The sequence below is a fragment of the Actinocatenispora thailandica genome, assembly GCF_016865425.1.
GTDB lineage: Bacteria > Actinomycetota > Actinomycetes > Mycobacteriales > Micromonosporaceae > Actinocatenispora > Actinocatenispora thailandica.
Genome location: NZ_AP023355.1, coordinates 443,486 through 466,717 on the forward strand (window position 1 = coordinate 443,486; position 23,232 = coordinate 466,717).

The following is a 23,232-nucleotide window of genomic DNA, read 5'->3' on the forward strand; positions in this document are numbered from 1 at the left end:
CCGCGGCGGCGGCCGGCCATCGTGCCGGACTCCGCGGCGGCTGCCGGTTCAGCGGGCCGGCACTATTTCGTCCACATAGGACACTCCGGCGACCCGGCTGACGGTGGCGCGGGCGCCGGGCAACGAGAGCCGCGCGGTGGTCGCCGCCGGCGCCGGACCGCCCGGACGGGCCTCGGTCAGTACCCGGCCGTCGAAGTCCGCCTCGATGCCCAACGTGGCCGCGATGGTGGGCAGCACGTCGACCAGCCCAGCCGGCGCGGGCAGGTCGACGTCGCTGCGATAGTCCGGACCGGTGACCTGGAGCACGGCGTGCACGTCCCGCCGGTAGCCACTGCCGTGGCAGCCGTGGAAGTCCGGCGCATCGGTGGTCGGGCCGGCCTGCGCCGCGTACCAGCCGGGCGCATAGCCGACGATCAGCTGCGGCGAGCGCGGGCCGGCCGCGCCGATCAGTGACAGCGGGACGGTGTCCGGCAGCCCGCCGGCGCCGAACAGCACCCCGGTCCACGGTTGCCGCCGCAGCCAGCCCACCAGTCGCTCCGCCACCGGGTCGGCCGGATCGTCGAGCCAGATCGCGGACGTACCGTCGTCGCAGCAGTAGATGCCGCGGTCGAAACCCGCGGCGGCGAGCTCCGCGGCCAGGTTGATCCGGCCGGTCATCGGTGAGCTGCCGTGGTCGGAGGCGATCCACAGGTTCGTGTCGTCGGCGTGGCCGAGCGCCTCCAGCGCGTCGACCAGCCAGCCGAGGGCGGTGTCCGCGGCGGCCAGCGCGGCCAGCGACTGCGCCGAACCGGGCCCGTACCGGTGCTGGCTCGCGTCCGGTTCGGTGAGCCAGAGCACCGCGACGTCCGGCCGGTGCGTGTCCACCAGGTGTGCCAGCGCGTCCACCGCGTAGCGGAACTGCCCCGCGCGGTCGTCGGACGGCGCGCCGAGCCGGGCGTGCAGCTCGGCCGCCGCCCAGGCCGGTTCGGCGCGCGGCTCGGTGTCCCGGGTGTCGACCCGGATGCCCGGCCCGTCCTGGTGCGCGGTGGGGTCCAGCAGCAGCGACACGCCGGCGCTGCCGGTGTTCACCACGACGGGTGACGGACGGCAGCTGCGCCCGCGCGGCGGTGAACCGGCTGCTGCGCCGGCGCACCGAGTGCAGCCAGGGGCACCGGTCCGGGGTGATCACCGCGGGGGAGAGCCCGTCGAACACCACGACCACATCCAGCGCCGCCTGGCGCGCCGCGTCCCGCACGGCGCCCGATCGTAGTGTCCCGGCCGGTTCGCGGGGGCCCCATCGCGGTTCCGGCCGCAGGGTCCGGACGACGGCGGCGGCGCCGGTCAGGCGGGCGCGGTGCGCTGCCGGTAGGTGCGGGTCTTGTTGCGGTTGCCGCAGACCCGCATCGAGCACCAGCGGCGGGACGAGTTGCGGGAGGCGTCGTAGTAGACCCAGCGGCAGTCGTCCGCCGGGCAGATCTTCATCCGCCGCCAGCTGCCGTCGTGGGCGGCGAGCGCCACCGCGGCGAGCACCTCACCCAGCACGGCGGTCACGCCGGTACCGGCGGGGGCCGGCACCGCGGCGCCGTCCGGGGCGAACCGCACCGCCAGCGGGATCCGTACCGAGAGGGCGTCGAGTGCGTCCCGGCTCCGGTGCCCGGCCTGCTCCGGCGGGTCGTGGTGGGTGGCGGTCTCGGCGCGCAGCTCGGCGCGCAGCCGGCGGGCGAGGTCGAGGTCGGCCTCGTCGGCCGGCGCCGGCCGGTCGTGGTCGGCCAGCCAGCGGCGGAACGTGGCCAGGTCGCGCAGGTCGTCCAGGCCGCTCTCCACGTCGATCGAGTTCAGGAACGACTCGACGAGCGTCAGCGGTGCCGGCACGTCGGCCATCGCCTACCACCTCCGACACCACTGTACGAGCTTGACCGGTCACTGCCGAGCGGCTAGTGTCCCCGCGACACCACTGTCTTCGATTCGATGGTGTTTGAGGAGTGATCATGGGCGACGTGCGGTTCCGCGCGCTGAGCGCGGCGACGCTGCCGGACCTGGTCACGCTGTTCGCGCCGGACCGGGAGTGCGCCGGCTGCTGGTGCCAGTTCTTCGTGCTGCCCGGCAGCGAGTTCAGCGCCGGCTGGGGCGCGGCGAACCGGGCCCGGCTCGCCGCGCAGGTCGAGGCCGAGACCGAACCGCTGGGCCTGCTCGCCTACCGGGACGACCGGCCGGTCGGCTGGTGCGCCACCGGCCCGCGCAGCCGGTACCGGCGGCTCGCCCGGTCCCCGGTGCTGCGCGGCGTGCCGGACGTCGGCGCCCTGCTCGTCCCGTGCTTCTTCGTCGCCGCCGACGCCCGCGGCGACGGTGTCGTCGACGCGCTGCTGGCCGAGGTGCTCGCGCGGGCCGGCGACCGGCCGGTGGAGGGCATCCCGCGGGCCGCCGCCGACCGGCTGCGCCCGGCCGACGCCTACCTCGGTACCGAAAGCCTGTTCGCGCGGCACGGTTTCACCGTCCTCGCCCGCCCGCTCCCGACCCGGGTGGTGATGCGCCGCGCCACCCGGGCGCCCACCAGGGTTCCCGGCGCCACCCGGGCGCCCGCCCGGGTTCCCCGCGCTACCTGAGCGCCCGCCCGGGTTCCCCGCGCCACCTGAGCGCCCGCCCGGGTTCCCGGCGCCACCCGGGCGCCCGTTACGGCTCCGCCAGCGAGCCGGGCGCCGCCCGGGTCCCCCACGCCAGCCCGCTACGGCTTCGCCAGCCACCTGGGTGCCCGCCACCGGAGCGCCGCGCCGGGCGGGCCCGCCGGTACCGGGAAATGGCACAGTCGTCGCGGCCGGGGCGCTCGGGGGCGGCCGGGCTCCGTAGTATCGGCACTCGTGGCCACACCTGCCCTGCTGGAGCTGTCCGGCGTCAGCCGCACGTACGGCGAGCGCGAGGCACTCGCCCCCATCGACCTGAAGCTGCACGCACGCCGCTGCGTCGTCCTGCTCGGTGCCAACGGCTCCGGCAAGAGCACGCTGCTGCGCATCGCGTGCGGCCGGGACACCCCGACCGCCGGTACCGTCCGGCTCGGCGGCTCGGCGCTGACCGAGGAGGACGTCCGGGTCCGCACCCAGATCGGGGTGGTCGGCGACCAGGTCGGCTACTACCCCGACCTGACCGTCGCCGAGCACCTGCACCTCGTCGCGGTCGCGCACGGCGCTGGTGACGAGGCCGACGAGCTGGTCGCCGGCGCGCTCGTCGACTGCCGGCTGGACGAACACGCCGACGCGCTGCCCGGCTCGCTGTCGTCCGGCCAGACCCAGGCGCTGCTGCTCGCCTCGGTCCTGGTCCGGCCGCGCCGGCTGCTCGTCCTCGACGAGCCGGAGCAGCGACTCGACCCGGCCGCCCGGGACTGGCTGGCCGGCGTGCTCGCCGCCGAGAAGCAGGCGGGCACGGCGCTGCTGATCGCCACCCACCACACCGACCTCGCCGCCGCGGTCGCCGACCGGGTGATCGTGTTGCGCGAGGGCGAGGTCGTCGCGGACGGCAAACCGGACAAGGTGCTTTCCGGTGACATCGCCTGAGCCCGAGATCCCGGAGCTGGTCACGCCGCGGCCCGAGCCGGTCGACGACCTGCCCGCCGGTACCGTCCGGGCGCGCACCCGCGGCACCCTCGCGGCGCTGCGCCGGCTGCGCGCCGAACACCGGCGGGAGGCTGCCGGCAACGCCGCCTTCGCCGCGTACGCCGTGGTCATCGGCCTGCTCGTGTACGGCGGTGCGCTGCTGCCGTGGCTGCGCCGGCTGTCCAGCGGGGAGCAGCACACCACCGACGCCGCACAACTCGCCGCCGCCGCGCCGCCGGCCCTGGTCGCCCTGGTACTGCTGGGCATGCTCGCGGTCGCCCGGGACGCGCTGTGGCGTGGCCCCGTCACGCTGCCGGTACCGGCGGCGAGCTGGCTGCTGCCGATGCCGATCGACCGCGGCCGGCTGCTGCGGCCCCGGCTGCGGATGCAGCTGATCCTCGGCGTGGTGCTCGGTGCCGTGTTCGGTGCCGCGATCGCGATCACGCTGGTCACCGGCGGTCTCGCCAGCGGCAGCTTCTGGCCGCTGCTCGGCGCCGGCGCCGGCTCGTTCGCCGCGGTCGGGCTGCTGTCCGTGGGGCTCGGCGCGCTGATCGAGCGGTACCGCACCGCCGACCGGATCACCCGGATCCTCTCCCCGATCGCGGTCGTGGCCGCGCTCGCGCTGGCGGTGCAGAGCGCGCTCGGCTGGTACGGCCACACCGCCACCTCCCTGGTGCGGGCCGAGACCTGGTCCGGCCCGTGGGGCTGGGCCATCCAGCCACTGCTCGCCGTGACCGCCGGCCCGCAGCCCACCGGTACCGGCTCCCGGACCGCGGGTGCGGCGATCGGCGCGGTGACCACGCCGGCGCATCCGGGCACCCTGGACGCGCCGGGCTGGCCGGTCGCGCTGCTGCTGCTGGTCGCGTTGGCGCTGCTGGCGACGGTGTGCGCGATGCTGATCGCGGCCGGCATGCCGGCCCGCACGATCCGCCGCCGGGCCCGCTCGGTCGCCGGCTTCACCGTCGGCCTGACCACGATGAACCCCCGTGCCGCCGCCCTGGAGGTACGCGAGGCGCGCGGTCGGCCGATGCGCGCGTTGCGGCTGCCCCGGCCGCACCGGGCCGAGCTGATCATCGCCTGGCGGGACGCGACCGCGCTGGTCCGGGCGCCGTCCCGGCTGGCCTGGGCGATCCTGCTGACCGCCGTCGGCTTCCTGCTGATGGCGCTCTCGCTCGGCGCCGGCAACCTCTACCTGTCGCTGGCTCTGCTGGCCGCCGGGCTGGTCGCCGGCTACCTGGCCGCCGCGCAGCTGACCGAACCGGCCCGGCTCGACGCGGACGACCCGCGCCGCGCCGGCGGCCTGCCGTACTCGTTCGACCACCTGGCCACCCGGCACGCGGTGGTACCGCTGGTCGTCGCCGGCGTGCTCGCCGAGATCGGCGCCGTGGTCGCGGTGGTGCTCACCGGCTCGGTGGTCGCCCTGCTGGTACCGGTCGTGTCGGTACCGGCGCTGGTCGCCGCGGCGCTGGTCTCCGCGTACCGCGGTCCGGTGCCGGCGGCGGCGATGACCGGCGCGGACACCCCGGTGGGCAACATCGGCATGGTCACCGTCGTCGGCTGGTACGCGGCGGGTCCGCTCGTCGCGATCGTGCTGTTGCTGCCGCCGATGCACCTCATCCTCGGCCGCCCGACCGGCTCGTCGGCGATCGAGTACGTGCTGTGGGGTCTGCTGGTGGCCGCGATCCTGCTGTGGTGGTCGGTGCGCCGGGCCAAGGCCCGCGCCGCCGACAGCCACCCGTAGCGCGCCGCCGTCGCCGACCGGTCCCGCGCCGACGGTGCCGGTCGGCGCGGCGGCGCCGCGGTGCTCAGCGGGTCGCGGTGGTGACGATCTCGTCGTACACGGTCGGGTCGTACGAGAGGATCACCGGGAAGCCGGTCTCCGGCTCCGGGCCGGTCCAGCGAACCTCGACGCCCGGGTTGTGCCATTCCGAGCCGTCCGGCAGGAACACGTGCGGGCTGCCGTGCACCGCGCGGTCCTTCGCGTTGCGCCACTGCGTCATCACCTCGGCCCGGCCGGCGCCCAGCGCGAGCGCCTTCTTCAACGCCTCCGCGTTGACCCGCTCGCACTCCGCCGCCACCGCGAGGATCTCCGGCAACAGCGAGATGCACCGGCTCTGCCCGAACATCGCGTACCGCAGCGCGGCGTCCAGCTCGTCGCTCGCCGCGAGGCCGCCCACGTCCGGCCGCTTCGCCGCCTGCACCGCCTCCATCGGCAGCAGCGTGGACACCGGCCACTCGTCCGCCCGGCCCTGCCACTGCTGCCAGGCGAGCGTCTCGTCCAGCCCGCCGATCACCGGTACCTCGGCGTCCAGCCGGCGTTTCGGGGTCGGCGTGCCGCGCAGCAACTCCAGCGGGTAGGCGCGCAGGTCGATCCGGACCCGCTTGAGGCCCAGGCGGTGCCGGGCGCGGCGCAGCCCGTGCAGCGCCAGCCCGGCCCACGGGCACCCGATGTCCGAGTAGACGGTCAACACCCCGGGTTCGGGACTGAACTCGGGTTCCTTCGGTCGCGGCACCTGTCCTCCTGGGCATGGGGCTGCCTGGTCCGGTGGACGGGCCCGGGCCGTCGCGGTACGCCGGCCGGAACCGTACTGGTCACAGCACAGCATGACCCAGACCGCGGACCGGGACCGCCCCCACCCGGCGTGCCGGCGCGTTCGAGCGGGTCCCGCGGTGCCGATCGCGCCCCATCCGTGATCGAGGCGGTGTGACCTGGAGCACTATTTGAGGCACAATCGAGGCGGCAGGCGTGCACCGGTACCCGGATCGGAGGTGCCCGATGGAGCGGATCCCACCGTTCGTCGTGGTCGGCATCGACGGCGAGGAGTCGTCGATCGCCGCGCTGCGCTGGGCGGTCCCGGAGGCGTGGGCACACCGCGCCCGTGTCCTCGCGGTACACGCCTACAGCGAGCCGGTCGTGGGTGACGCGACGATGCTGCCGCCGGACACGTTCGCGCACGCCGAGGAGGTGCAGCGCTCCGCCCAGGAATGGCGCGACACGGCACTCGCCGCGCTGCCGGAGTACCCGGAGGCCGAGGTCGAGGTGCAGGTTCGGCTCGGCCCGGCCGGCCCGGTGCTCACCGAGGCCGCGTGCGGTGCGCTGCTGCTGGTCGTCGGCAGCCACGGCCGACACCCGCTGCACCGGCTGGTGTACGGGTCGGTCAGCCGTTACTGCCTGGGCCACGCGCGGTGCCCGGTGGTCGCCGTCCCGTTCCACCGCGACCGCGTCGACGCCGTCAACTGAGCCGGCGACGGCCCCGCCGGGTGGCGGTCACCGTCCGGCCCTGCCTGACGGTCGAGGTCAGGTGGTGCGCGGGGCGAGTCGGCGGGTCTCCCCGATCGCCAGGTCCCACAGCCGGTCGCGCGGCAGTCCCGTCGCCGACCAGGCCGCGCGCACCAACTCCAGCGGCTCCAGCACCGGCTCCTTGGTCATCGCGAAGGTGCCCCAGTGCATCGTCGCCATCCGGTCGGCGGCCAGATCCCCGAACGCCCGGACCGCCTCGGCGGGGTCCAGGTGCACGGCGCGCATGAACCAGCGAGGGTGGTACGCCCCGATCGGCAGGAGTGCCAGGTCGATCCGCGGGTAGCGCTGCGCGATCGCGGTGAAGAAGTCGCCGTAGCCGGTGTCGCCGGCGAAGTAGATCCGCGGACCGTGGTCCGCGGCGCCGAGCAGCCAGCCGCCCCACAGGCTGCGACAGGTGTCGGCCGGGCCGCGCCGGCTCCAGTGCTGCGCCGGGACGAGGTCGAACCGCACGTCGTGCAGCCGCGCGGACTCCCACCAGTCGAGTTCGGTGACCCGGCGGAAGCCGCGCCGGCGGAACCACTCGCCCAGCCCGGCGGGAACGAACACCGCGGTATCGCGGGGCAGCCGGCGGATCGTCGGTGCGTCCAGGTGGTCGTAGTGGTTGTGGCTGATCACCACCGCGTCGACCGGCGTGACCTCGGTCAGCGCCACCCCGGGCGGGACGAACCGGGGTCGCACCCCGGGGATCCGGCGCGACCACACCGGGTCGGTGAGCACCCGCAGCCCGCCGATGTCCAGCACGTACGTGGCGTGGCCGACCCAGGTCACCGCGGTGGTGTCGGCCCGCAACGCCGGCAGGCCGTCGCGCCGGATCGGGATCCGGTCCACGTCACCGACCGACGCGAGCGGCCGGCTCGCCCGTACCAGCCGGGCGAGTTGCGGCAGCCCGGGCAGCGGGGCAGCCAGTCGGTCGGCGAACGACTGCGGCCAGCGTCGCGGCGGGCCGCCGACCGGTACGTCGGTCGACCTCGCGGCGATGGCTGCCGCCGCGGGGCCTTCGGGGCGATCCGAGCGGCGCGCGGTGCGTGTCCTGTCGATCACCCTCCCAGTCTGTCGGCGGATCGGGCCGGCCGGGCCGGATACGCTGGCTACCGGTGGCTTTCCCGCCGGCGGTGGCCGGCGCACGCGGACAGGAGTCGGGCAGTGGCGGACAATGGCGACGACCGCGAGGTCGCCCTCGACGAGGACCTGGACATCCTGCCCGACCAGACGCGCGACGACACCGACGCCGGCTGGGGCGAACGCCCGGACAGCAACGACGACCGGCTGCTGGCCGAACGCCCGCCGCACTGGGACTGACGGTGCGCCCGGTCGGGCGCACCGATCTCGCCCGCCGCCGAGCGGCCCGATCTCGGACCGCGCCCCGGCCGTCCGATCTCGGACCGCGCCCCGGCGGCCCGATCTCGCAGCACGCACTGGCGACCCGATCTCGCCCGCTGCCTGGGCGATCCGATCTCGCCGGGGACCGTCGACAGCCTGGCTGAGTCCAGCCCCGCGCCGGGCCGCGCCGATCAGTGCGTGATCGGGTTCTCCAGGACCGGCGGCACCTCGGAGGCGCAGAACGCGCACCGGGTCGCGGCGGCGGGAATGGTGGACAGGCACTGCGGGCAGTCCCGCTTCGGTGCGTCCACCTTGCTCGGCAGGAACCGTTGCAGCAGCCTGTCGACCGGGATGACGACCAGGAAGTAGACCACCGCGGCGACGATCAGGAAGGAGAGCACCGCGTTCACGAAGTTGCCGTACTTGAACTGGCTGCCGTTCCAGGTGAAGTAGAGCTTGCTGAAGTCCTGCTTGCCGAAGATCGCCGCGATCAACGGCGTGAGCAGATCACTGACCAGCGAATTCACCACGGCCGTGAACGCCGCACCGATGATGATGCCGACGGCCAGATCGACCACGTTGCCGCGCAGGACGAAGTCCCGGAAACCCTTGAGCACCGCTCTCGTTCTCCTCATGCTGTAGCCGGTGCGGTGCCGGGGGCGGCGGCTCCGGTCAGCCGGGTCGGAGGGTGAGTCCGATCCGGGCCGACGGCGCCACTCCCGCCACCCGACGCGCCTGTTGTTCGGTCATCGCCAAATAGACCACGGATCCTCCCGTCATGTCCGCAGAATGGCCGGTCGTCCCCCGGAGGACGAGCGCATCGCGGACCAGAAGCTCGGCCGGATCGCGCTGGGTGTCGGTATCGGCACTGTCCGGGTCAGTCGTGACGGTAACGGTGAGGTCGACCCGATCGCCGGGGTGCACCAGACCACCGACGCCGGCGCCGCCGATCGGCACGGCGACGCCGACCGAGCCGGCCGGGACGCTGCTTCCCGGCGCGGGCCGGTGGCTCGGGGCCGGGGTGGGCCGGGCGGGGCACCGGCCGTCGTCCGCGGCGGCGCCGCTGCCCGTGGCCAGCACGCCGGCGGCCAGCAGCAACAGCACCGTGACCGCGCCCGCGCGCAGCAGCCGGGAGCGGCGGCGGGCCGACCAGCGGATCGGATCGAGCCGCTCGGTCTTGCACCGGCGCGGCCGGGAAGCGCGCTCACGTCCTGGGAACACAGCAGCTCCTCGGGCTGGGGACACGACGGTGTCCGCGACTGAGGGGTCGGCTCGGGTGCGCTGCTGCCGGCACGCGTCCGGCGTCGCCCCGAACCGGCCTCGGGGGTTCGCCGCGAACGCTAGGTCGGGTATCCACCGCCCACGCTGGCCTGTGGACAACGCTGTGGATATCAGTAAGGACCGGCTGCGGTCCGTGCTACGGGTGTCCACCGGTGGGGGCCGACCGTCACCGCGCCGGCGCCCACCCCGGTCGGCGCCCACCCCGGTCGGCGCCCATCCAGCCGGCGCGCGGATACGCGGAAGGGCGCCGCGCACAGCGCGACGCCCTGGTGGACGAACCTTGGGAGCGGTTGGCGCCGCCGTCGGCGCCGGGCCGGAGTCAGGCGCTGGCAGCGACCTTGCCGGAACCGCCGCTGCCCGAACTGCCGGACTTGCCGCCCGCCGAACTCGACGAGCCGGACGAGGAGGCGCTCGACGCGGACGAACCGGAGTCGCTGCCGCTCTTCGCCGAATCCCCGCTCTTGCCCTTGCCGTCCCCGGCGCCCTTGCCGTCCGAGGAACTGGACGAGGTGGCCGCGGCCGACGACGCAGTCGACGAGGATCGGGAGTCGGTCCGGTAGAAGCCGGAGCCCTTGAACACGACGCCGACCGCCGAGAAGACCTTGCGCAGTCGACCGCCGCAGTCGGGGCACTCGGTGAGCGGGCCGTCGCTGAAGGACTGGACCGCTTCAAGCGTGTGACCGCACTCGGTGCAGACGTACTGGTAGGTGGGCACCCTTTGCCTCCGCTGGCACTCTCTATTTCTGAGTGCTAATCATCCGCCATGACGGGGCCCGGCGTCCACCCGGGGTGGCGGGGTAGACACGCCCGATCCGGTGATCCTGGCGAGCCCGCCACCGGGCGTGAGCACCGCGTTGACCGGCCGGTCGTGCGGCTCGGTGGGCAACTCGTCGACGAGTTCCCCGTCGTAGAGCAGCGCCACGACCAGGGCGCGCCGGGGCACTCGGGACAGCGCCCGGTCGTACGAGCCGCCGCCCCGGCCGAGCCGGTTGCCGTGCCGGTCCACCGCGAGCGCGGGGACGAACAGTACCGCCGCGCGAGCCGCCGCGCCCGGACCGAGCCGGGGCCCGGACGGTTCGCACAGCCGCCAGCGGGCCGGCTGCAGGCAGTCCGGGCCGGTGTACTCCGACCAGTCCAGGTCGAGGTCGGAGCGCAGCACCGGCAGCAGTACCCGATCGCCCCAGCGGCGCAGCGACTCCGGTAGCTCCGGGCCGCCCGGCTCCAGATCGGTCGGCACGTAGCCGGTCACGGTACGTCGGGCATCGGGCACCGCGGGTCGACCCACCGGGCGCCCGGCGCGCAGCAGCGCGACAGCGGCAGCCCGGATCGCGGCGTCGGCCGCGGCTCGGTGTCCGGGGGACATGCCCCGGCGCGCCGCGAGCAACCCCTCACGAATGCCCGACTTATCCGAAACTGCGTGCATCTTCGCTGGATCCAACCTTGCCGGGGTAGGGGTGCCTGCGCGTGCTGTGACAGCATCGCACTGCGAGTCGCCGGACGGTGCCCGGATCACCGATCGGCGGCCGGCTGCGGGCAGTCCACAATGACGTCGGGTGCCGACCGCTCATCGCGAGCTGACCTGTCAGAGGTCCCGAGGCAGGGCCTCTTGGGCAATCGTGCCGCGCCGGTGCCACCGGGCGGCCGAGGATCGGAGGACGGGGTGACCCTGCGCGCGCGGCTCACCGCGGCGTTCCTCGCCGTCGTACTCGGGCCGGTGCTGATCGGTGCGGTGTTCGTCGGCATCACCGTGTCCGAGGTCAGCAACCGCCGCGCGGTCGAGCGGCTGCAGGTCGCCACCACGACCGTGCGGACCACCGTCGACGCGGCCTGCCACGAGTTGCGGTCCGCGGCGCAGATCGCCGCCCGACTGTACGGCGGGGGTACCGCCGCCGACCAGGCGAGCGCCGCCCGGGACGGCGTGGCCACCCGGCTCGCCAGCGCGGTCCAGATCACCGACCAGCACGGCATGGTCCGGTCCACCGCCGGACAACTGCTCGGGCCGTCCGCCGACTGCGCCGGTGCGTTCCCCGCCGGTGGCGAGCGCCCGCACTCGCTGACCGCCCGGGTCCGGTTGACCGACCAGCGCGGCCGGTCGATCGGCCAGGTCGTCGCCGCGGTACCGGTGGACCGGGCGTTCGTCGCCCACCTCGGCGCCTCGACCGGGGTGGACGTGACGTTGCTGTCCGCCGGCGACCCGCTGTCCACCGAGACCGCGGTGCGGGCCGACGCCATCGCGAGCACCGCCCGCGGGCTGCACGGCGACCAGGTCAAACCCACCCGCGACGGGGTGTTCGTGCGGCTGGCGCCGGCCCGCTCGGAGCAACCGCTGCGGCTCGCGCTGTCCACCAGCCGCTCCGACTCGCAGACCCTGTACGCGGTGCTGATCGGTGTCGTCGTCCTCGCCGGCCTGGTCGCGGTGAGCGCGGCCTGGTGGCTGGCCAACTCCACCACCCGGCCGCTGGCCGAACTCGCCGGCGCCGCCGACCGGGTCGCCGGCGGTGACCTCGCGGCCCGGGTACCGGTGCGCAGCCGGGACGAGGTCGGCCAGCTGGCCAGCACGTTCAACCGGATGACCCGGGAGATGCAGGCGTACGTGCAGGCGCTGACCGCCAGCCGGGACCAGCTGCGCGGCAACCTCGGCATGCTCGGCGACACGCTGTCCAACACGCACGACCTGGACGGCATCCTGTCGGTGATCCTGGAGACCGCGATGGCGGCCACCGGCGCCCAGTCCGGCGTCGTGCTGCTGGTCGACGGGCCGGACGGGGCGCACCCGAACCAGCTGGTCGCGCGGTGTGCGGACGGCTTCGACGGGCGGATCAGGTCGCTGTCGTCGATCCACGTGGCGCTCGGTGAGGGGCTGCTCGGCGGCGTCGCCCAGGGCGGCGAGCCGCGCCGCGGCCGGGCGGACGGCATCGTGCTGGCGCCGACCGAACCGCGCTGCCGGACCTACATCGCGGTCCCGTTCTCGGGGTCCGCCCGGCCGAACCCGACCGGTACCGCGGACAGCGGCGACGGGGAGCACGGGCAGCTGCGCGGCGTGCTCGCCCTGTACGACCGGCTCGGCCAGGACGACTTCGACGACGCCGACCTGGGCACCCTGCGTACCTTCGCCGGCCAGGCGGCGGTCGCGGTGGACAACGTGCTGCTGCACCAGGAGACCGAGCGGCTGTCGCTGACCGACCCGCTCACCGAGCTGTGGAACTACCGGTACCTGCGGGTCGCGCTGGCCAACGAGGTGGAGCGGGCCACCCGGTTCGAGCGCCGGCTGTCGGTACTCGCGATGGACCTGGACCGGTTCAAGGAGGTCAACGACACCTACGGGCACTCGGCCGGCGACGCGGTACTGGTCGCGTTCGCGCAGCGGATCCGGGCCGAGATCCGCGAGATCGACCTGGCCTGCCGGCAGGGCGGCGAGGAGTTCGTCGTGCTGCTGCCGGAGACCGACCGGGCCGGCGCCGTCGCGCTGGCCGAACGGATCTGCGCCGCGGTCCGTGACCTGCGGGTGCCGATCGCCGCGCCGGACGGCCGGGAGCCGTGGGAGATCCAGGTGACCGTCTCGGTCGGCATCGCCGTCTACCCCGATCACGGCGGTACCGGCCAGGAGGTGCTCGACGCGGCCGACGACGCGCTCTACGCGGCGAAGGCGGCCGGCCGGGACACCTGGCGGCTCGCCGCCGGCCGTACCCGGCGCCGCGGCAGCCAGCCAGGCTCCGTCACCCCGGCCCACGACACCCCGGACGACGCCCGGGCCCCGGACCGCGCGCCACGCCCGGGCGGTGCCCCGGTCTCGGACGACACTCCGGACCGCGCGCCACGCCCGGGCGGACCTGCGGTCTCGGACGGCGTTGCGGCGCCGGACGACCTGCCGTGCCCGGACGCCGCTGGGGCACCCGCCGACGCGCCACCCGGTGACGCCGCCGCGCCCTGCGCCGACACGGACGGTGCCACCACCAGCACCGGTACGGGTGCCGGCGACGGTGCCGCGGACAGGCCGGGCGGCGCGTCGCATCGGCCACGAACGCCGAGGCAGACGCGAGGCGGATAGTCTCGCCCCATGCCCGACCACTCGACCACGTCCGACCCGACAGCCGCGCCGTCCGCGGACGCGACGCCGACGCAGCGCGCCACCAAGGCGGTCATCCCGGCGGCCGGGCTGGCCACCCGATTCCTGCCGGCCAGCAAGGCGGTGCCCAAGGAACTGTTCCCGGTCGTCGACAAACCGGCCCTGCAGTACATCGTGGAGGAGGCCGCCGCGGCCGGCATCGGCGACGTCCTGCTGATCACCGGCCGGGGCAAGAGCTCGATGGTCGACCACTTCGACCGGCGGCTCGACCTGGAGGCGGCGCTGGAGGCCAAGGGCGACACCGAGCGGCTGGAGGCGGTGCGCCGGCCCGGCGAGCTGGCCGCGCTGCACTCGTCCCGGCAGCCGGAGCCGCTCGGCCTCGGGCACGCCGTCTCGTGCGCCGAGGACCACGTCGGTCGGTCACCGTTCGCGGTGCTGCTCGGGGACGACCTGATCGACGAGCGCGACCCGCTGCTGCCCACCATGCTCGACCTGCAGGCCCGGACCGGCGGCATCGTGCTCGCGCTGCTGGAGGTGCCCTGGTCGGAGGTGCACAAGTATGGCGTCGCGTCGGTCGAGCCGGCCGCCGAGAGCGTCGGTGCGGCCGAGATCGTGCAGGTCACCGGGCTGGTGGAGAAGCCGGCGCGGGAGGACGCGCCGAGCAACCTCATCCTGGTCGGGAGGTACGTGCTGCCGGCGTCGATCTTCGACGCGATCCGGGACACCGAGCCGGACCGCCGCGGCGAGATCCAGCTGACCGACGCGATGGTGCGGCTGCTGCGCGCGGGCACGCCGGTGCACGGGGTGGTGTTCCGCGGCCGACGGTACGACACCGGCGACCCCACCGGCTATCTCAAGGCGGTCGTGCAGCTGGCGACCGCGCGCGACGACATCGGTCCGGACTTCCGGGAGTGGCTCACCCGCTACGTCGCGGACGGGTTCACCGAACAGCCGCCGAAGAACGGTCGGTGACGGAGGCGCCATGGTGACCGCCACGCTGACCCCGCTCGCGGACTTCCTCCAGCAGGTGCTCGCCGCGATCCGCCCGCTGCCCCCGCTCGACCTGGAACTCACCCAGGCGTACGGGAACGTGTTCGCCGAGGACGTCGTCGCGCCGGGTCCGCTGCCGGCGTTCGACCACGCGGCGATCGACGGGTACGCGGTGCGGCTGGACGACGTGGTCGGCGCCCGCGAGGACCGGCCGGTCCGGCTCAACGTGGTGGGCGACGTCGGCGCCGCCTCCTGGCGGCCGGTACGGGTCAGCTCCGGTTCCTGCCTGTCGGTCGCGGCCGGCGCGCCGATGCCGGCCGCCGCCGACGCGGTGGTACCGACGTCCTGGACCGACGAGGGCATGGCGTCGGTGGAGATCTACGCGACGCCGAAGCGGGGCCACGGGGTCCGCCGGGCCGGCGAGGAGTTGGCCGTCGGCGCCGTCGTGGCGCAGGCCGGTACCCAGGTCACCGCGCCGATGGTGGCGCTGCTCGCGGCTGCCGGGGTGGCGCACGTGGTGGTCCGGCCGTGCCCCCGGGTGGTGGTCGTGTCCACCGGCGACGAGCTGGTGGAGACCGGTCGGATGTCCGCACCCGGCCAGGTGGTCGACGTCAACTCGCACGCCTTGACCGCGGCGGCGGTCGAGGCCGGCGCGCTCGCGTACCGGATCGGGATCTGCGACGACGACCCCGAGGGGCTGCGCGCGGTGCTGGAGGACCAGACGCTGCGCAGCGACCTGATCGTGATGACCGGCGGCACCGGGCACGGCCCCGGCGACATGGTCCGGCGCATCTTCGGCCGGGACGGCACCGTCGGGTTCACCGACCTGTCCGTGTACCCGTGTTCCTCGCTCGGGTTCGGCACCGTCGGCGTGGAGGAGGTGCCGATCGTCTGCCTGCCCGGCGACCCGGGTACCGCGCTGATCGGGTTCGAGGTGCTGGTCCGCCCGGTGATCCAGCGGCTGGCCGGTGCCGAGCCGGTGTTCCGGCCGTCGATCAAGGCGCACCTGCTGGAGACGCTGTCGTCGCCGGCGGGGTTGCGCGAGTTCCGCCCGGCGCTGGTGTCGGAGCGGCGCGGTGGCGGCTACACGGTGCAGCCGCTGGCGGGTGGGCCGTACACTCTGTCCGGCCTGGCCGATGCGAACGGACTGCTCGTGTTGGGTGAGCGCGTCTCGACCGCGGCGGCCGGCTCCACAGTGGACGTACTGCTGATCGATCGGCGGAGATGAACGCACACCCAGGCTGGCCCGCCGTGCTGCGCGACGGCGACGTGACGCTCCGGCCGTACCAGCGATCCGACGCGGCGGCCTGGGTCGAGGTCCGGTTGGCCAACGAGCAGTGGCTCGCGCCCTGGGAGCCCGACCCGCCGGGCCGCTGGCAGGACGTGCACACCGTCCGGGCGTTCCGGTTCGTGCACCGGGACCTGCGCAAGTCGGCGGCCGACGGCAGCACCATGCCGTACGCGGTGTGCTACCAGGACCGGTTCGTCGGCCAGCTGACCATCGGCAACATCGTGCGGCGGGCGTTCTGCTCCGGCTACGCCGGCTACTGGGTCGACCACCGGTACGCGGGGCGCGGCATCACGCCGATCGCGCTCGCGCTCGCCGTCGACCACGCGTTCAACCAGGGCGGGCTGCACCGGGTCGAGGTCAACATCCGCCCCGAGAACAAGCCGAGCCGCCGGGTGGTGGAGAAGCTCGGGTTCCGCGAGGAGGCGTACCACCACCGGTACCTCTACATCGCCGGCGGCTGGCGCGACCACCTCGGCTACGCCATCACCACCGAGGACGTCGCCACCGACGGCGGGCTGCTCCGCCGCTGGCACCGCGGCAGGGACTCCGCCTGACCGGTCGGCCCCCGACCACGCGTGCCAGCGGACCTCACCCCCCGGTCCGGTGAACGTTACCTACAGGTAAGGCGTTCGGTGTGGCGTCGCGGAAATGTGGCGAGTGCCCCGTAGCCTCAGATAACGGCTTGTGATCACGAACCGAGGGGGGTCGTGACGGGGTGCCGACATCGGTGCTCCTCGCCGTGCTGGCGGCGGCGGGCCTGCTCGCTCTCGCACCGGCCTTGGTCCGCCGGTACGACACCACGGAGCGGCAGGTCGCGGAGCGGGAGTGGTCCACGGCGCGGGTGGTGACCCGGCGGCGCCGGCGCTGCACCGTGCCGGGACGCCACCCGGTCAACCCGCCACGCCGTGCCCCCGACGTCGTGCCGGCCGCCGGCGGCGCCGCGGAGCCCCGGACCGCCATCGCCCGCACCTCGGCGCGGCTGCCCCGGGCGCGCACCGCGCAGCCGGCGACGCCGGGATCGCGTCGCTCGGCCGTCGCGCGTCCGGACCGGCGACAGTACCGCCGCTCGGTCGGGATCCGGCGGCGCCGGCGGGCCTGGCGCCGGCTGCGCCGCAGCCCGTTCGCCCAGCTGTTGCGGGCCCGGCCGATCCTGAGCCGGCCGGCCGCCGAACTCGACCCCGACCAGCGCCGTCGCTGGTGGCGGTACCACCGTCGGCGCATCCTGATGTTCCTGCTGGCGGTGCTGGTGGTCGAGCTCGCCGTCGGCCTGCTGGTACCGGCGTCGTTCGTCGCCGCGGGCGGCACCGTGCTGCTGCTCGGGGCGTACGTGGTGCATCTGCGCAACCGGGCGCTCGACGAGGCGCGCCGCCGCCGCGAGCACCTGCGCCGGCTGACCGAGGAGCGGGCCGGGGCGGAACGGGCCGAGCGGGCGCGCGCGATCCGGCGCCGCCGGGCCGCGGCCCTGGCCGCCGCCCGCCGGGCCGCGGAGGCGCAGGAGCGGGCCGAGGCGCTGGCGGCGGCCCGGGCCGCCGAGGCGGAGCTGGCGGACGGCACCTACGGCGCGACCTTCCTGCGCGGCCGCCCGTACCAGGCGCGTGCCGTCGGGTTCTGACCCGCCGGTATCGGTTGGCGACCCGGAAAAGCCACCTGCTAGGCTGTTGCGCGCTGGGGCTGTGGCGCAGTCTGGTAGCGCACCTCGTTCGCAACGAGGGGGTCAGGGGTTCGAGTCCCCTCAGCTCCACCGGCCGGTGGCCGGAGTGTGTCCGCGATCAGCGCGGACCCTCCGGCCTTTGTGCTTTCTGGGGGCGCGGCCCCCAGGCCCCGCGCCGGCGGGGCTTCGCCCCCGGCACCCCCTCCGCTGAGGTGCGGTGATCTCTTGTCGGGTGGGGCCGCTGAGGTGCGGTGATCTCTTGTCGGGTGGGCGGCGCTGCGGTGCGGTGAGCCGGTGTTGTGCCGGTGCGGCGCTGCGGTGTGGTGGCCTCGCTGGCGTGCGGGGCGGGGAGGCATGATCGCGGGATGCCGATGGACAGCGAGCTTGCCGCCCTTGCCGACCCGAGCCTCGATCAGCACTTCCTGGTGTCGAGCAGCAAGCTCGCGCGGCTGGTTTCGGCGGCTGGCATCACCCCGGCCGACCATGTCCTGGAACTGGGTGCGGGAGCGGGCACGGTCGCGAGGATGCTGCCGCCCTCGGCGTCCCTGACGGTTGTCGAACTCGACAGCAGGTTGACGCGCCTGCTGCGCCGCCGGGTACCGCGAGCGACGGTCGTTCGGGGCGACGCGCTGATGCTCGTCCGGGAACTGCCGTGCGACGTCCTGATCGGCAATTTGCCGCACTGGGTGACGGATCGGCTGGTCGATGCGCTGCCGGAGCTGTCGTTCCGCGTCGCCGTCCTTGCGGTCGGGGAGCGCACCGATCTCGGGCGGCTCCGTGGATCCTTCGAACTCGTCGAGGTGTGCAGCGTCACCGGGGACGACTTCCTGCCGCCGCAGCCGGAAGTCTCGCGGATCTTCCGGATCGAACCGATCGGTTCTCTTCGTTCGGATCGGGAGGCGCGGGTGCCGCGCCGGTGAGCGCGGCTGCGCTTCCGGTCCGAGCGCCCCGCGGTACGGCGACGCGTTCCGCAACCGGCGGCCACGGACGGTGACCAGGAAGTACCGATCGAGGCGACTGGTGGGCACCCGGACACGGTGTGCGATCGGGGCGGCCGGATCGGCGTGACGATCGGGGTAGCCGGCCAGGGGTCGTGCCGCCGCTGCGGCGTGCTGGGCTGTTATGGTCTCCGATGTGCGTGTTTGCCCGCCGGATGGCGACCGCAACGGCGCCGGCCCGTCAGGGCCGGTGCGGACCGCAATGTCCGGCAGGTCGACAGCGGTGCGCGTGGTCCACGGACAGGTCGGCACCGAGATTGCAGACAGTGATGAGGCCCCCCGTCGATGAGCGTTCGCACCTGGTCGATTCGGTCCCGACTCGTGGCGCTGGTGGCGGTGCCCATCGTGTGCCTGGTTCTGTTCTGGGGCTTCGCCAACTACCTGACCCTCGGTGACGGGGTCCGGCTGTACAACCAGAGTCGGCTGCTGAACGAGCTGTCCGTGCCCGTCGACAACGTGGTGATCGCGGTCCAGGGCGAGCGCCGCGCCGGGATGGTCTACCTGGCCAGCCCGGACTCGACCCACCAGCGGCAGTTGGCCGCCGCCCGGCGCACCGCCGACCGCAGGATCGCCGCGTTCCGGTCGGGACTGTCGTCCGACTCGGTTCGTAGCGTCGCCACCGACCGGATGCTCACGCTCGCCCAGGCCGAGCTGTCCGACCTGTCCGGGCTGACCGACCTGCGCAGCAAGGTCGACCACCGGTCGCTCTCGCCGACCGAGTTGATGACCGGTACCGCCGGGCTGCTCGACGGCGTCGACCCGCTGTACGAGCAGATCACCACCTTCCCGGACGACGAGACGGGTGCCGAGGGGCGGGCGGTGGCGATGCTGTCGCGGGCCCGCGAGATGCGCTCCCGTACCGACGCGGTGCTGGCCTTCGCGCTCGCCAAGGGCCACTTCAGCCCCGAGACGTTCCGGCTGTACGTGCAGGCCGTCGGCGTCGAACGAGACCAGTACGAGGTGGCCGCGGCCGCGCTGCCCGCCGCCGACCTGCACCAGTACGACGCGCTGATGGCGAAGGCGCCGTTCACCGAGCTGGCCGCGATGGAGCGCACCGCGGTCGACAAGGGCGGGCCGACCAGCGCCGTCCCGGTCAACGCGGTGCAGTGGCAGCAGGCCAACGCGAGCGGCCTGGCCGCGCAGTACCGGTTCGAGCAGCACCTGTACGACCTGCTCGGCGAGCACGCGAAGGCCCCGTCGTACGTGATCTTCCTGCGACTCGGGTTGGCCGGGCTGCTCGGGTTGATCGCGATCGTCATCTCGGTCCTGGTGGCGCGGCGACTGACCCGGTCGTTGATCCGGCAGCTGCGCGCGCTGCGCGACTCGGCCCGCGACCTCGCCTGGGTACGGCTGCCGGCGGTGGTGCAGCGGCTGTCCGACGGGCAGAGCGTCGACGTGGCCGCCGAGGTGCCCAGGCTGCCCACCGGATCCGACGAGATCGGCCAGGTCGCGGACGCGTTCAACGAGGTCGGCCGCACCGCGGTGCAGGCGGCGTCCGGCCAGGCCGAGCTGCGTACCGGCGCCGCGACGATGTTCCTCAACATCGCCCGGCGCAGCCAGACCCTGCTGCACCGCCAGCTCGGCCAGCTGGACGTGATGGAACGCAAGGCCGCCGAACCGGAGGCGCTGGACGACCTGTTCAAGGTCGACCACCTCGCCACCCGGATGCGCCGCAACGCGGAGAACCTCGTCATCCTCGGCGGTGGCGTGCCGGGCCGGGTGTGGTCCGAGCCGAAGCCGCTGCTCGACGTGCTGCGCAGCGCCGCCTCCGAGGTCGAGCAGTACGAGCGGGTGCACGTCCTGCCGTTCCCCAGCACGCTGCTGGCCGGTTCGGTCATCTCCGACGTGGTGCACCTGGTCGCCGAGCTGATCGACAACGCCACCGCGTTCTCGCCGCCGCACACCCGGGTCAACGTGACCGGCCAGCCGGTCCCGAAGGGGTTCGCGATCGAGATCGAGGACCGCGGCCTGGGCATGTCCGCCGCGGACATCGAGTCGATCAACGAGTGGCTGACGCACCCGCCGTCGTTCGACGTGCTGGCGCTCAACGACGACGCCCGGCTCGGCATGTTCGTGGTGGCCCGGATCGCGGCCCGGCACGAGATCAAGGTGCAGCTGCGCCCCTCGCCGTACGGCGGCACGACCGCGATCGTGCTGCTGCCCGGTGAACTGGTGGAGCGCGTCGAGGAGGAGCCGCCGGACGAGCCGCGGGATCGCCCGGCGCCGGCGCGGCCGACGCCGCCGGTCCTGGTCGCCGCCGGCACCCGGCACCGCGCCGACCGGACCGGGCGCGCTGCGCCGTCCGGGTTGCCGCGGCTGGCCACGCTCGGCGCGCATGCCGAGCCCGACCCGTCGGTACCGGGGCCGCGGCCGGCTCCGGCCGGCCATCGGTCGGCGCCGGTTCCGGCCGAGCCGGGCACCGCCCCGGCCGGTACCGACGCGCGTCCCGTACCGGACGGCCCAGCGCGGCTCGACCCCGACCCGGAGCGGCTCGACCCCGAACCGGAGCGGCTCGACCCCGACCCGGAGCGGCTCGACCCCGAACCGGCGTCGACCGGCCCCGAGCCAGGGGGGATGGCCGAACCGGCGGCGTCGAGCGGCGACGTGCCGGCCCCGGTCGACGACCCGGTCCAGATCGACCCGGCCCAGGTCGACGACCCGGCCCAGATCGACCCGGCCCAGATCGACGACCCGGCCTCGGTCGAGGATCGGGCCCCGGCCGCCCGGTCCGCGGCCGGCGGTCCGAGCCTGACGCCGGTCGAGGAGCCGGCCGCCTTCACGGCTGGCGGTCCGAGCCTGACGGCGGTGGAGGAGCCGGCCCGGTCCACGACCGGCGGTCCGAGCCCGTCGGCGGTGAGCGACCCGGACCGGTCCTCGGCGGTGAGTGACCCGGACCGGTCCGCGGACGCCGGCTCGTTCGGGGCCGTGACCGGGAGCCCGGAGCCGACGGTCCAGGAGCCGGCCGCGGCGGCCACCGGCGGTACGGTGCCCCCAGTCCGGTCGGTACCGTCCGATGTGGACGATGAGAACACCCACCTGGGACTGCCCCGGCGAGTCCGGCAGGCGAACCTGGCGCCCGGCCTCCGCGTCGAATCGGCGGTACCAGCCGTGGTCGAGGACGCCCGGCCGCGGGCGGGGCGCGGCCCGGAGGAGATCCGGCGGATGATGAGTTCGTACCAGCAGGGCACCCTCCGCGGCCGGCGCACCGACGCGGCCCGGTCACCGGCACCGACGGCGCCGGGTACCGCGCAGGTGGCCGACAGCGGCAGGCAGGACACCGCTCAGGTGGCCGACGGTGGTAGGGAGGACGGCTGATGACGCAGCACGCGCAGGCATCGAACACCGATGCGGACTGGCTGCTGGAAGACCTGGTACAGCGGGTGGCGGAGATCCGGCACGCGGTGCTGCTGTCCGCCGACGGCCTGCTGATCGGCCGGTCCGAGGCGCTCAACCGGGGCGACGCGGAGCATCTGGCCGCGGTCGCGTCCGGGTTCCAGAGTCTGGCCCGCGGCGCCGGCCGGCACTTCGGTGCCGGCGAGATCCGGCAGACGGTGATCGAGATGGACACCGCGTTCCTGTTCGTCACGGCGGCCGGGCAGGGCGCCTGCCTGGCGGTGTTCGCCGAGGCGGACAGCGACATCGGGCTGGTCGCGTTCGAGATGAACCTGCTGGTACAGCGGGTCGGCAACAACCTCGCGACCACGGCCCGGGCGACGCGTGCCGACGACGCCGACGTGCCGGTCTCCCGGTAGGTCGGGGGAACCGTGAGCCAGCACGCGGCACCGGACGGCGCCGGACCGTTGGTCCGCCCGTACGCGATGACACACGGCCGGACCCGGCCCTCCTCGGACAACTTCGACCTGATCGCGCTGGTCGTCGCGGTCGACGGGCCGGTGTCCATCGAGGGCCTGGAGCCGGAGCATCGCAGCATCCTGAACCTTGCTCGGCAGCCGGTGTCGGTGGCCGAGATCTCCGCCCGCGCCGACCTGCCGGTCGGGGTGGTGCGGATCCTGCTCGACGATCTGCGGGTACGGGGGGCCGTGCAGGTCCGATCGCCGATGTCCGGGGCGAAGGCACCCACCAAGCGGGTCCTGCGCGCCGCCATCAACGGCCTGCGCGCGCTGTGAACGACGACGGAGTGTCTACTGTGGACGAGATCCCCTACGCGATCAAGATCCTGGTCGCCGGCGGCTTCGGTGCGGGCAAGACGACGATGGTCGGCTCGGTGTCCGAGATCGAACCGCTGCGCACCGAGGAGGTCATCACCGCCGAGAGCGTCGGCATCGACGACCTCGACGGCGTCGAGCAGAAGACCACCACCACGGTGGCGATGGACTTCGGCCGGATCACCCTCACCGACGGACTGGTCCTCTACCTGTTCGGTACGCCGGGGCAGGACCGGTTCTGGTTCATGTGGGACGAGCTGTCGCTCGGCGCCGTCGGTGCCGTGGTGCTCGCCGACACCCGCCGCCTCGCCGACTGCTTCCCGTCCGTCGACTACTTCGAGCAGCGCGGTACGCCGTTCATCGTCGCGGTGAACTGCTTCGACGGCGCCAAGCGGTACCGGCCGGAGGACGTGCGGGTCGCGCTCGACCTCGACCCGCAGGTGCCGGTACTGCTGTGCGACGCGCGGCGCCGCGACTCCAGCAAGGGCGTGCTGATCACCCTGGTCGAGTACGTGCTGCAGCGCTACAGCGAGCTGGAGAACAACGGCGCCCTCGCCTGACTGTGAGGCGTCATCTGGTCCGGAGAGCGGGCGGTTTCCCACCGG

The 23,232-nt window shown here is 74.4% G+C and carries 23 protein-coding genes and 1 tRNA gene; 16 read left to right on the forward strand and 8 right to left on the reverse strand.

Annotated elements, in window-relative coordinates; translation table 11 throughout:
• Positions 1 to 48: 48 nt before the first annotated feature.
• Positions 49 to 1,068, reverse strand: a complete 1,020-nt coding sequence (locus Athai_RS02055) for an alkaline phosphatase family protein (protein ID WP_203959888.1) — start codon at positions 1,066 to 1,068, stop codon at positions 49 to 51.
• A gap of 252 nt (positions 1,069 to 1,320) precedes the next feature.
• Positions 1,321 to 1,860: a CGNR zinc finger domain-containing protein gene (locus tag Athai_RS02060; RefSeq protein ID WP_203959889.1), complete on the reverse strand. Its 540-nt coding sequence runs from the start codon at positions 1,858 to 1,860 to the stop codon at positions 1,321 to 1,323.
• A 107-nt stretch (positions 1,861 to 1,967) separates the two neighbouring features.
• On the opposite strand from Athai_RS02060, the gene Athai_RS02065 reads away from it, so the two are divergent.
• The 3 genes from Athai_RS02065 (at position 1,968) to Athai_RS02075 (ending at position 5,304) form a co-directional block, all read left to right on the forward strand.
• Entirely contained in the window at positions 1,968 to 2,582 is a 615-nt protein-coding gene (locus Athai_RS02065) for a GNAT family N-acetyltransferase (protein ID WP_203959890.1), read from the forward strand.
• 252 nt (positions 2,583 to 2,834) lie between these two features.
• On the forward strand, positions 2,835 to 3,524 hold the full coding sequence (locus tag Athai_RS02070) for an ABC transporter ATP-binding protein (RefSeq protein WP_203959891.1): 690 nt from the start codon (positions 2,835 to 2,837) through the stop codon (positions 3,522 to 3,524).
• Positions 3,511 to 5,304: a DUF6297 family protein gene (locus Athai_RS02075; protein WP_203959892.1), complete on the forward strand. Its 1,794-nt coding sequence runs from the start codon at positions 3,511 to 3,513 to the stop codon at positions 5,302 to 5,304. The genes Athai_RS02070 and Athai_RS02075 overlap by 14 nt, the downstream gene beginning before the upstream one ends.
• Positions 5,305 to 5,368: 64 nt before the next feature.
• On the opposite strand, the gene Athai_RS02080 is transcribed toward Athai_RS02075, so the two are convergent.
• A complete protein-coding gene (locus Athai_RS02080; protein ID WP_203959893.1) occupies positions 5,369 to 6,076 on the reverse strand; it encodes a DsbA family oxidoreductase in 708 nt (235 codons plus the stop codon).
• 263 nt (positions 6,077 to 6,339) lie between these two features.
• Here Athai_RS02080 and Athai_RS02085 point away from each other — a divergent pair, with 263 nt between their 5' ends.
• Entirely contained in the window at positions 6,340 to 6,804 is a 465-nt protein-coding gene (locus Athai_RS02085) for a universal stress protein (RefSeq protein WP_203959894.1), read from the forward strand.
• A 57-nt stretch (positions 6,805 to 6,861) separates the two neighbouring features.
• On the opposite strand, the gene Athai_RS02090 is transcribed toward Athai_RS02085, so the two are convergent.
• The gene (locus Athai_RS02090) at positions 6,862 to 7,905 is read right to left on the reverse strand and encodes an MBL fold metallo-hydrolase (protein WP_239156660.1); all 1,044 of its coding nucleotides are present in this window, start codon (positions 7,903 to 7,905) and stop codon (positions 6,862 to 6,864) included.
• Between the two features lie 102 nt (positions 7,906 to 8,007).
• On the opposite strand from Athai_RS02090, the gene Athai_RS02095 reads away from it, so the two are divergent.
• Entirely contained in the window at positions 8,008 to 8,163 is a 156-nt protein-coding gene (locus tag Athai_RS02095) for a hypothetical protein (RefSeq protein WP_203959895.1), read from the forward strand.
• A 212-nt stretch (positions 8,164 to 8,375) separates the two neighbouring features.
• On the opposite strand, the gene mscL is transcribed toward Athai_RS02095, so the two are convergent.
• The 4 genes from mscL to Athai_RS02115 form a co-directional block, all read right to left on the reverse strand.
• Positions 8,376 to 8,819, reverse strand: coding sequence for a large conductance mechanosensitive channel protein MscL (mscL, locus tag Athai_RS02100; RefSeq protein WP_203959896.1), 444 nt, complete (start codon positions 8,817 to 8,819; stop codon positions 8,376 to 8,378).
• 37 nt (positions 8,820 to 8,856) lie between these two features.
• A complete protein-coding gene (locus Athai_RS02105; protein WP_203959897.1) occupies positions 8,857 to 9,288 on the reverse strand; it encodes an RcpC/CpaB family pilus assembly protein in 432 nt (143 codons plus the stop codon).
• A 496-nt stretch (positions 9,289 to 9,784) separates the two neighbouring features.
• On the reverse strand, positions 9,785 to 10,180 hold the full coding sequence (locus tag Athai_RS02110; RefSeq protein ID WP_203959898.1) for an FmdB family zinc ribbon protein: 396 nt from the start codon (positions 10,178 to 10,180) through the stop codon (positions 9,785 to 9,787).
• Positions 10,181 to 10,219: 39 nt separating this feature from the next.
• Positions 10,220 to 10,888, reverse strand: a complete 669-nt coding sequence (locus tag Athai_RS02115) for a 5-formyltetrahydrofolate cyclo-ligase (RefSeq protein WP_203959899.1) — start codon at positions 10,886 to 10,888, stop codon at positions 10,220 to 10,222.
• A gap of 237 nt (positions 10,889 to 11,125) precedes the next feature.
• Here Athai_RS02115 and Athai_RS02120 point away from each other — a divergent pair, with 237 nt between their 5' ends.
• The 11 genes from Athai_RS02120 to Athai_RS02170 all read left to right on the forward strand — a co-directional run bounded on the left by Athai_RS02120 (position 11,126) and on the right by Athai_RS02170 (position 23,187).
• A complete protein-coding gene (locus Athai_RS02120; RefSeq protein WP_203959900.1) occupies positions 11,126 to 13,513 on the forward strand; it encodes a diguanylate cyclase in 2,388 nt (795 codons plus the stop codon).
• A 9-nt stretch (positions 13,514 to 13,522) separates the two neighbouring features.
• Positions 13,523 to 14,503: a UTP--glucose-1-phosphate uridylyltransferase gene (locus Athai_RS02125; RefSeq protein WP_203959901.1), complete on the forward strand. Its 981-nt coding sequence runs from the start codon at positions 13,523 to 13,525 to the stop codon at positions 14,501 to 14,503.
• 10 nt (positions 14,504 to 14,513) lie between these two features.
• On the forward strand, positions 14,514 to 15,749 hold the full coding sequence (locus Athai_RS02130) for a molybdopterin molybdotransferase MoeA (protein ID WP_203959902.1): 1,236 nt from the start codon (positions 14,514 to 14,516) through the stop codon (positions 15,747 to 15,749).
• A complete protein-coding gene (locus Athai_RS02135) occupies positions 15,746 to 16,366 on the forward strand; it encodes a GNAT family N-acetyltransferase (RefSeq protein ID WP_203959903.1) in 621 nt (206 codons plus the stop codon). The genes Athai_RS02130 and Athai_RS02135 overlap by 4 nt, the downstream gene beginning before the upstream one ends.
• Positions 16,367 to 16,527: 161 nt before the next feature.
• Positions 16,528 to 17,424 (forward strand): hypothetical protein, encoded by an 897-nt coding sequence (locus tag Athai_RS02140; protein WP_203959904.1) that lies wholly within the window; start codon positions 16,528 to 16,530, stop codon positions 17,422 to 17,424.
• Between the two features lie 55 nt (positions 17,425 to 17,479).
• Positions 17,480 to 17,553: transfer RNA gene (locus Athai_RS02145), tRNA-Ala, on the forward strand.
• A gap of 233 nt (positions 17,554 to 17,786) precedes the next feature.
• Complete coding sequence (locus Athai_RS02150) at positions 17,787 to 18,383, forward strand: rRNA adenine N-6-methyltransferase family protein (RefSeq protein WP_203959905.1); 597 nt, start codon at positions 17,787 to 17,789, stop codon at positions 18,381 to 18,383.
• 363 nt (positions 18,384 to 18,746) lie between these two features.
• Positions 18,747 to 21,776 (forward strand): sensor histidine kinase, encoded by a 3,030-nt coding sequence (locus Athai_RS02155; protein ID WP_203959906.1) that lies wholly within the window; start codon positions 18,747 to 18,749, stop codon positions 21,774 to 21,776.
• Positions 21,776 to 22,213: a roadblock/LC7 domain-containing protein gene (locus tag Athai_RS02160; RefSeq protein ID WP_203959907.1), complete on the forward strand. Its 438-nt coding sequence runs from the start codon at positions 21,776 to 21,778 to the stop codon at positions 22,211 to 22,213. The genes Athai_RS02155 and Athai_RS02160 overlap by 1 nt, the downstream gene beginning before the upstream one ends.
• A gap of 12 nt (positions 22,214 to 22,225) precedes the next feature.
• Complete coding sequence (locus Athai_RS02165) at positions 22,226 to 22,588, forward strand: DUF742 domain-containing protein (protein WP_275422357.1); 363 nt, start codon at positions 22,226 to 22,228, stop codon at positions 22,586 to 22,588.
• An 11-nt stretch (positions 22,589 to 22,599) separates the two neighbouring features.
• Positions 22,600 to 23,187, forward strand: coding sequence for a GTP-binding protein (locus Athai_RS02170; RefSeq protein WP_420829757.1), 588 nt, complete (start codon positions 22,600 to 22,602; stop codon positions 23,185 to 23,187).
• The last annotated feature ends 45 nt before the right edge of the window (positions 23,188 to 23,232 follow it).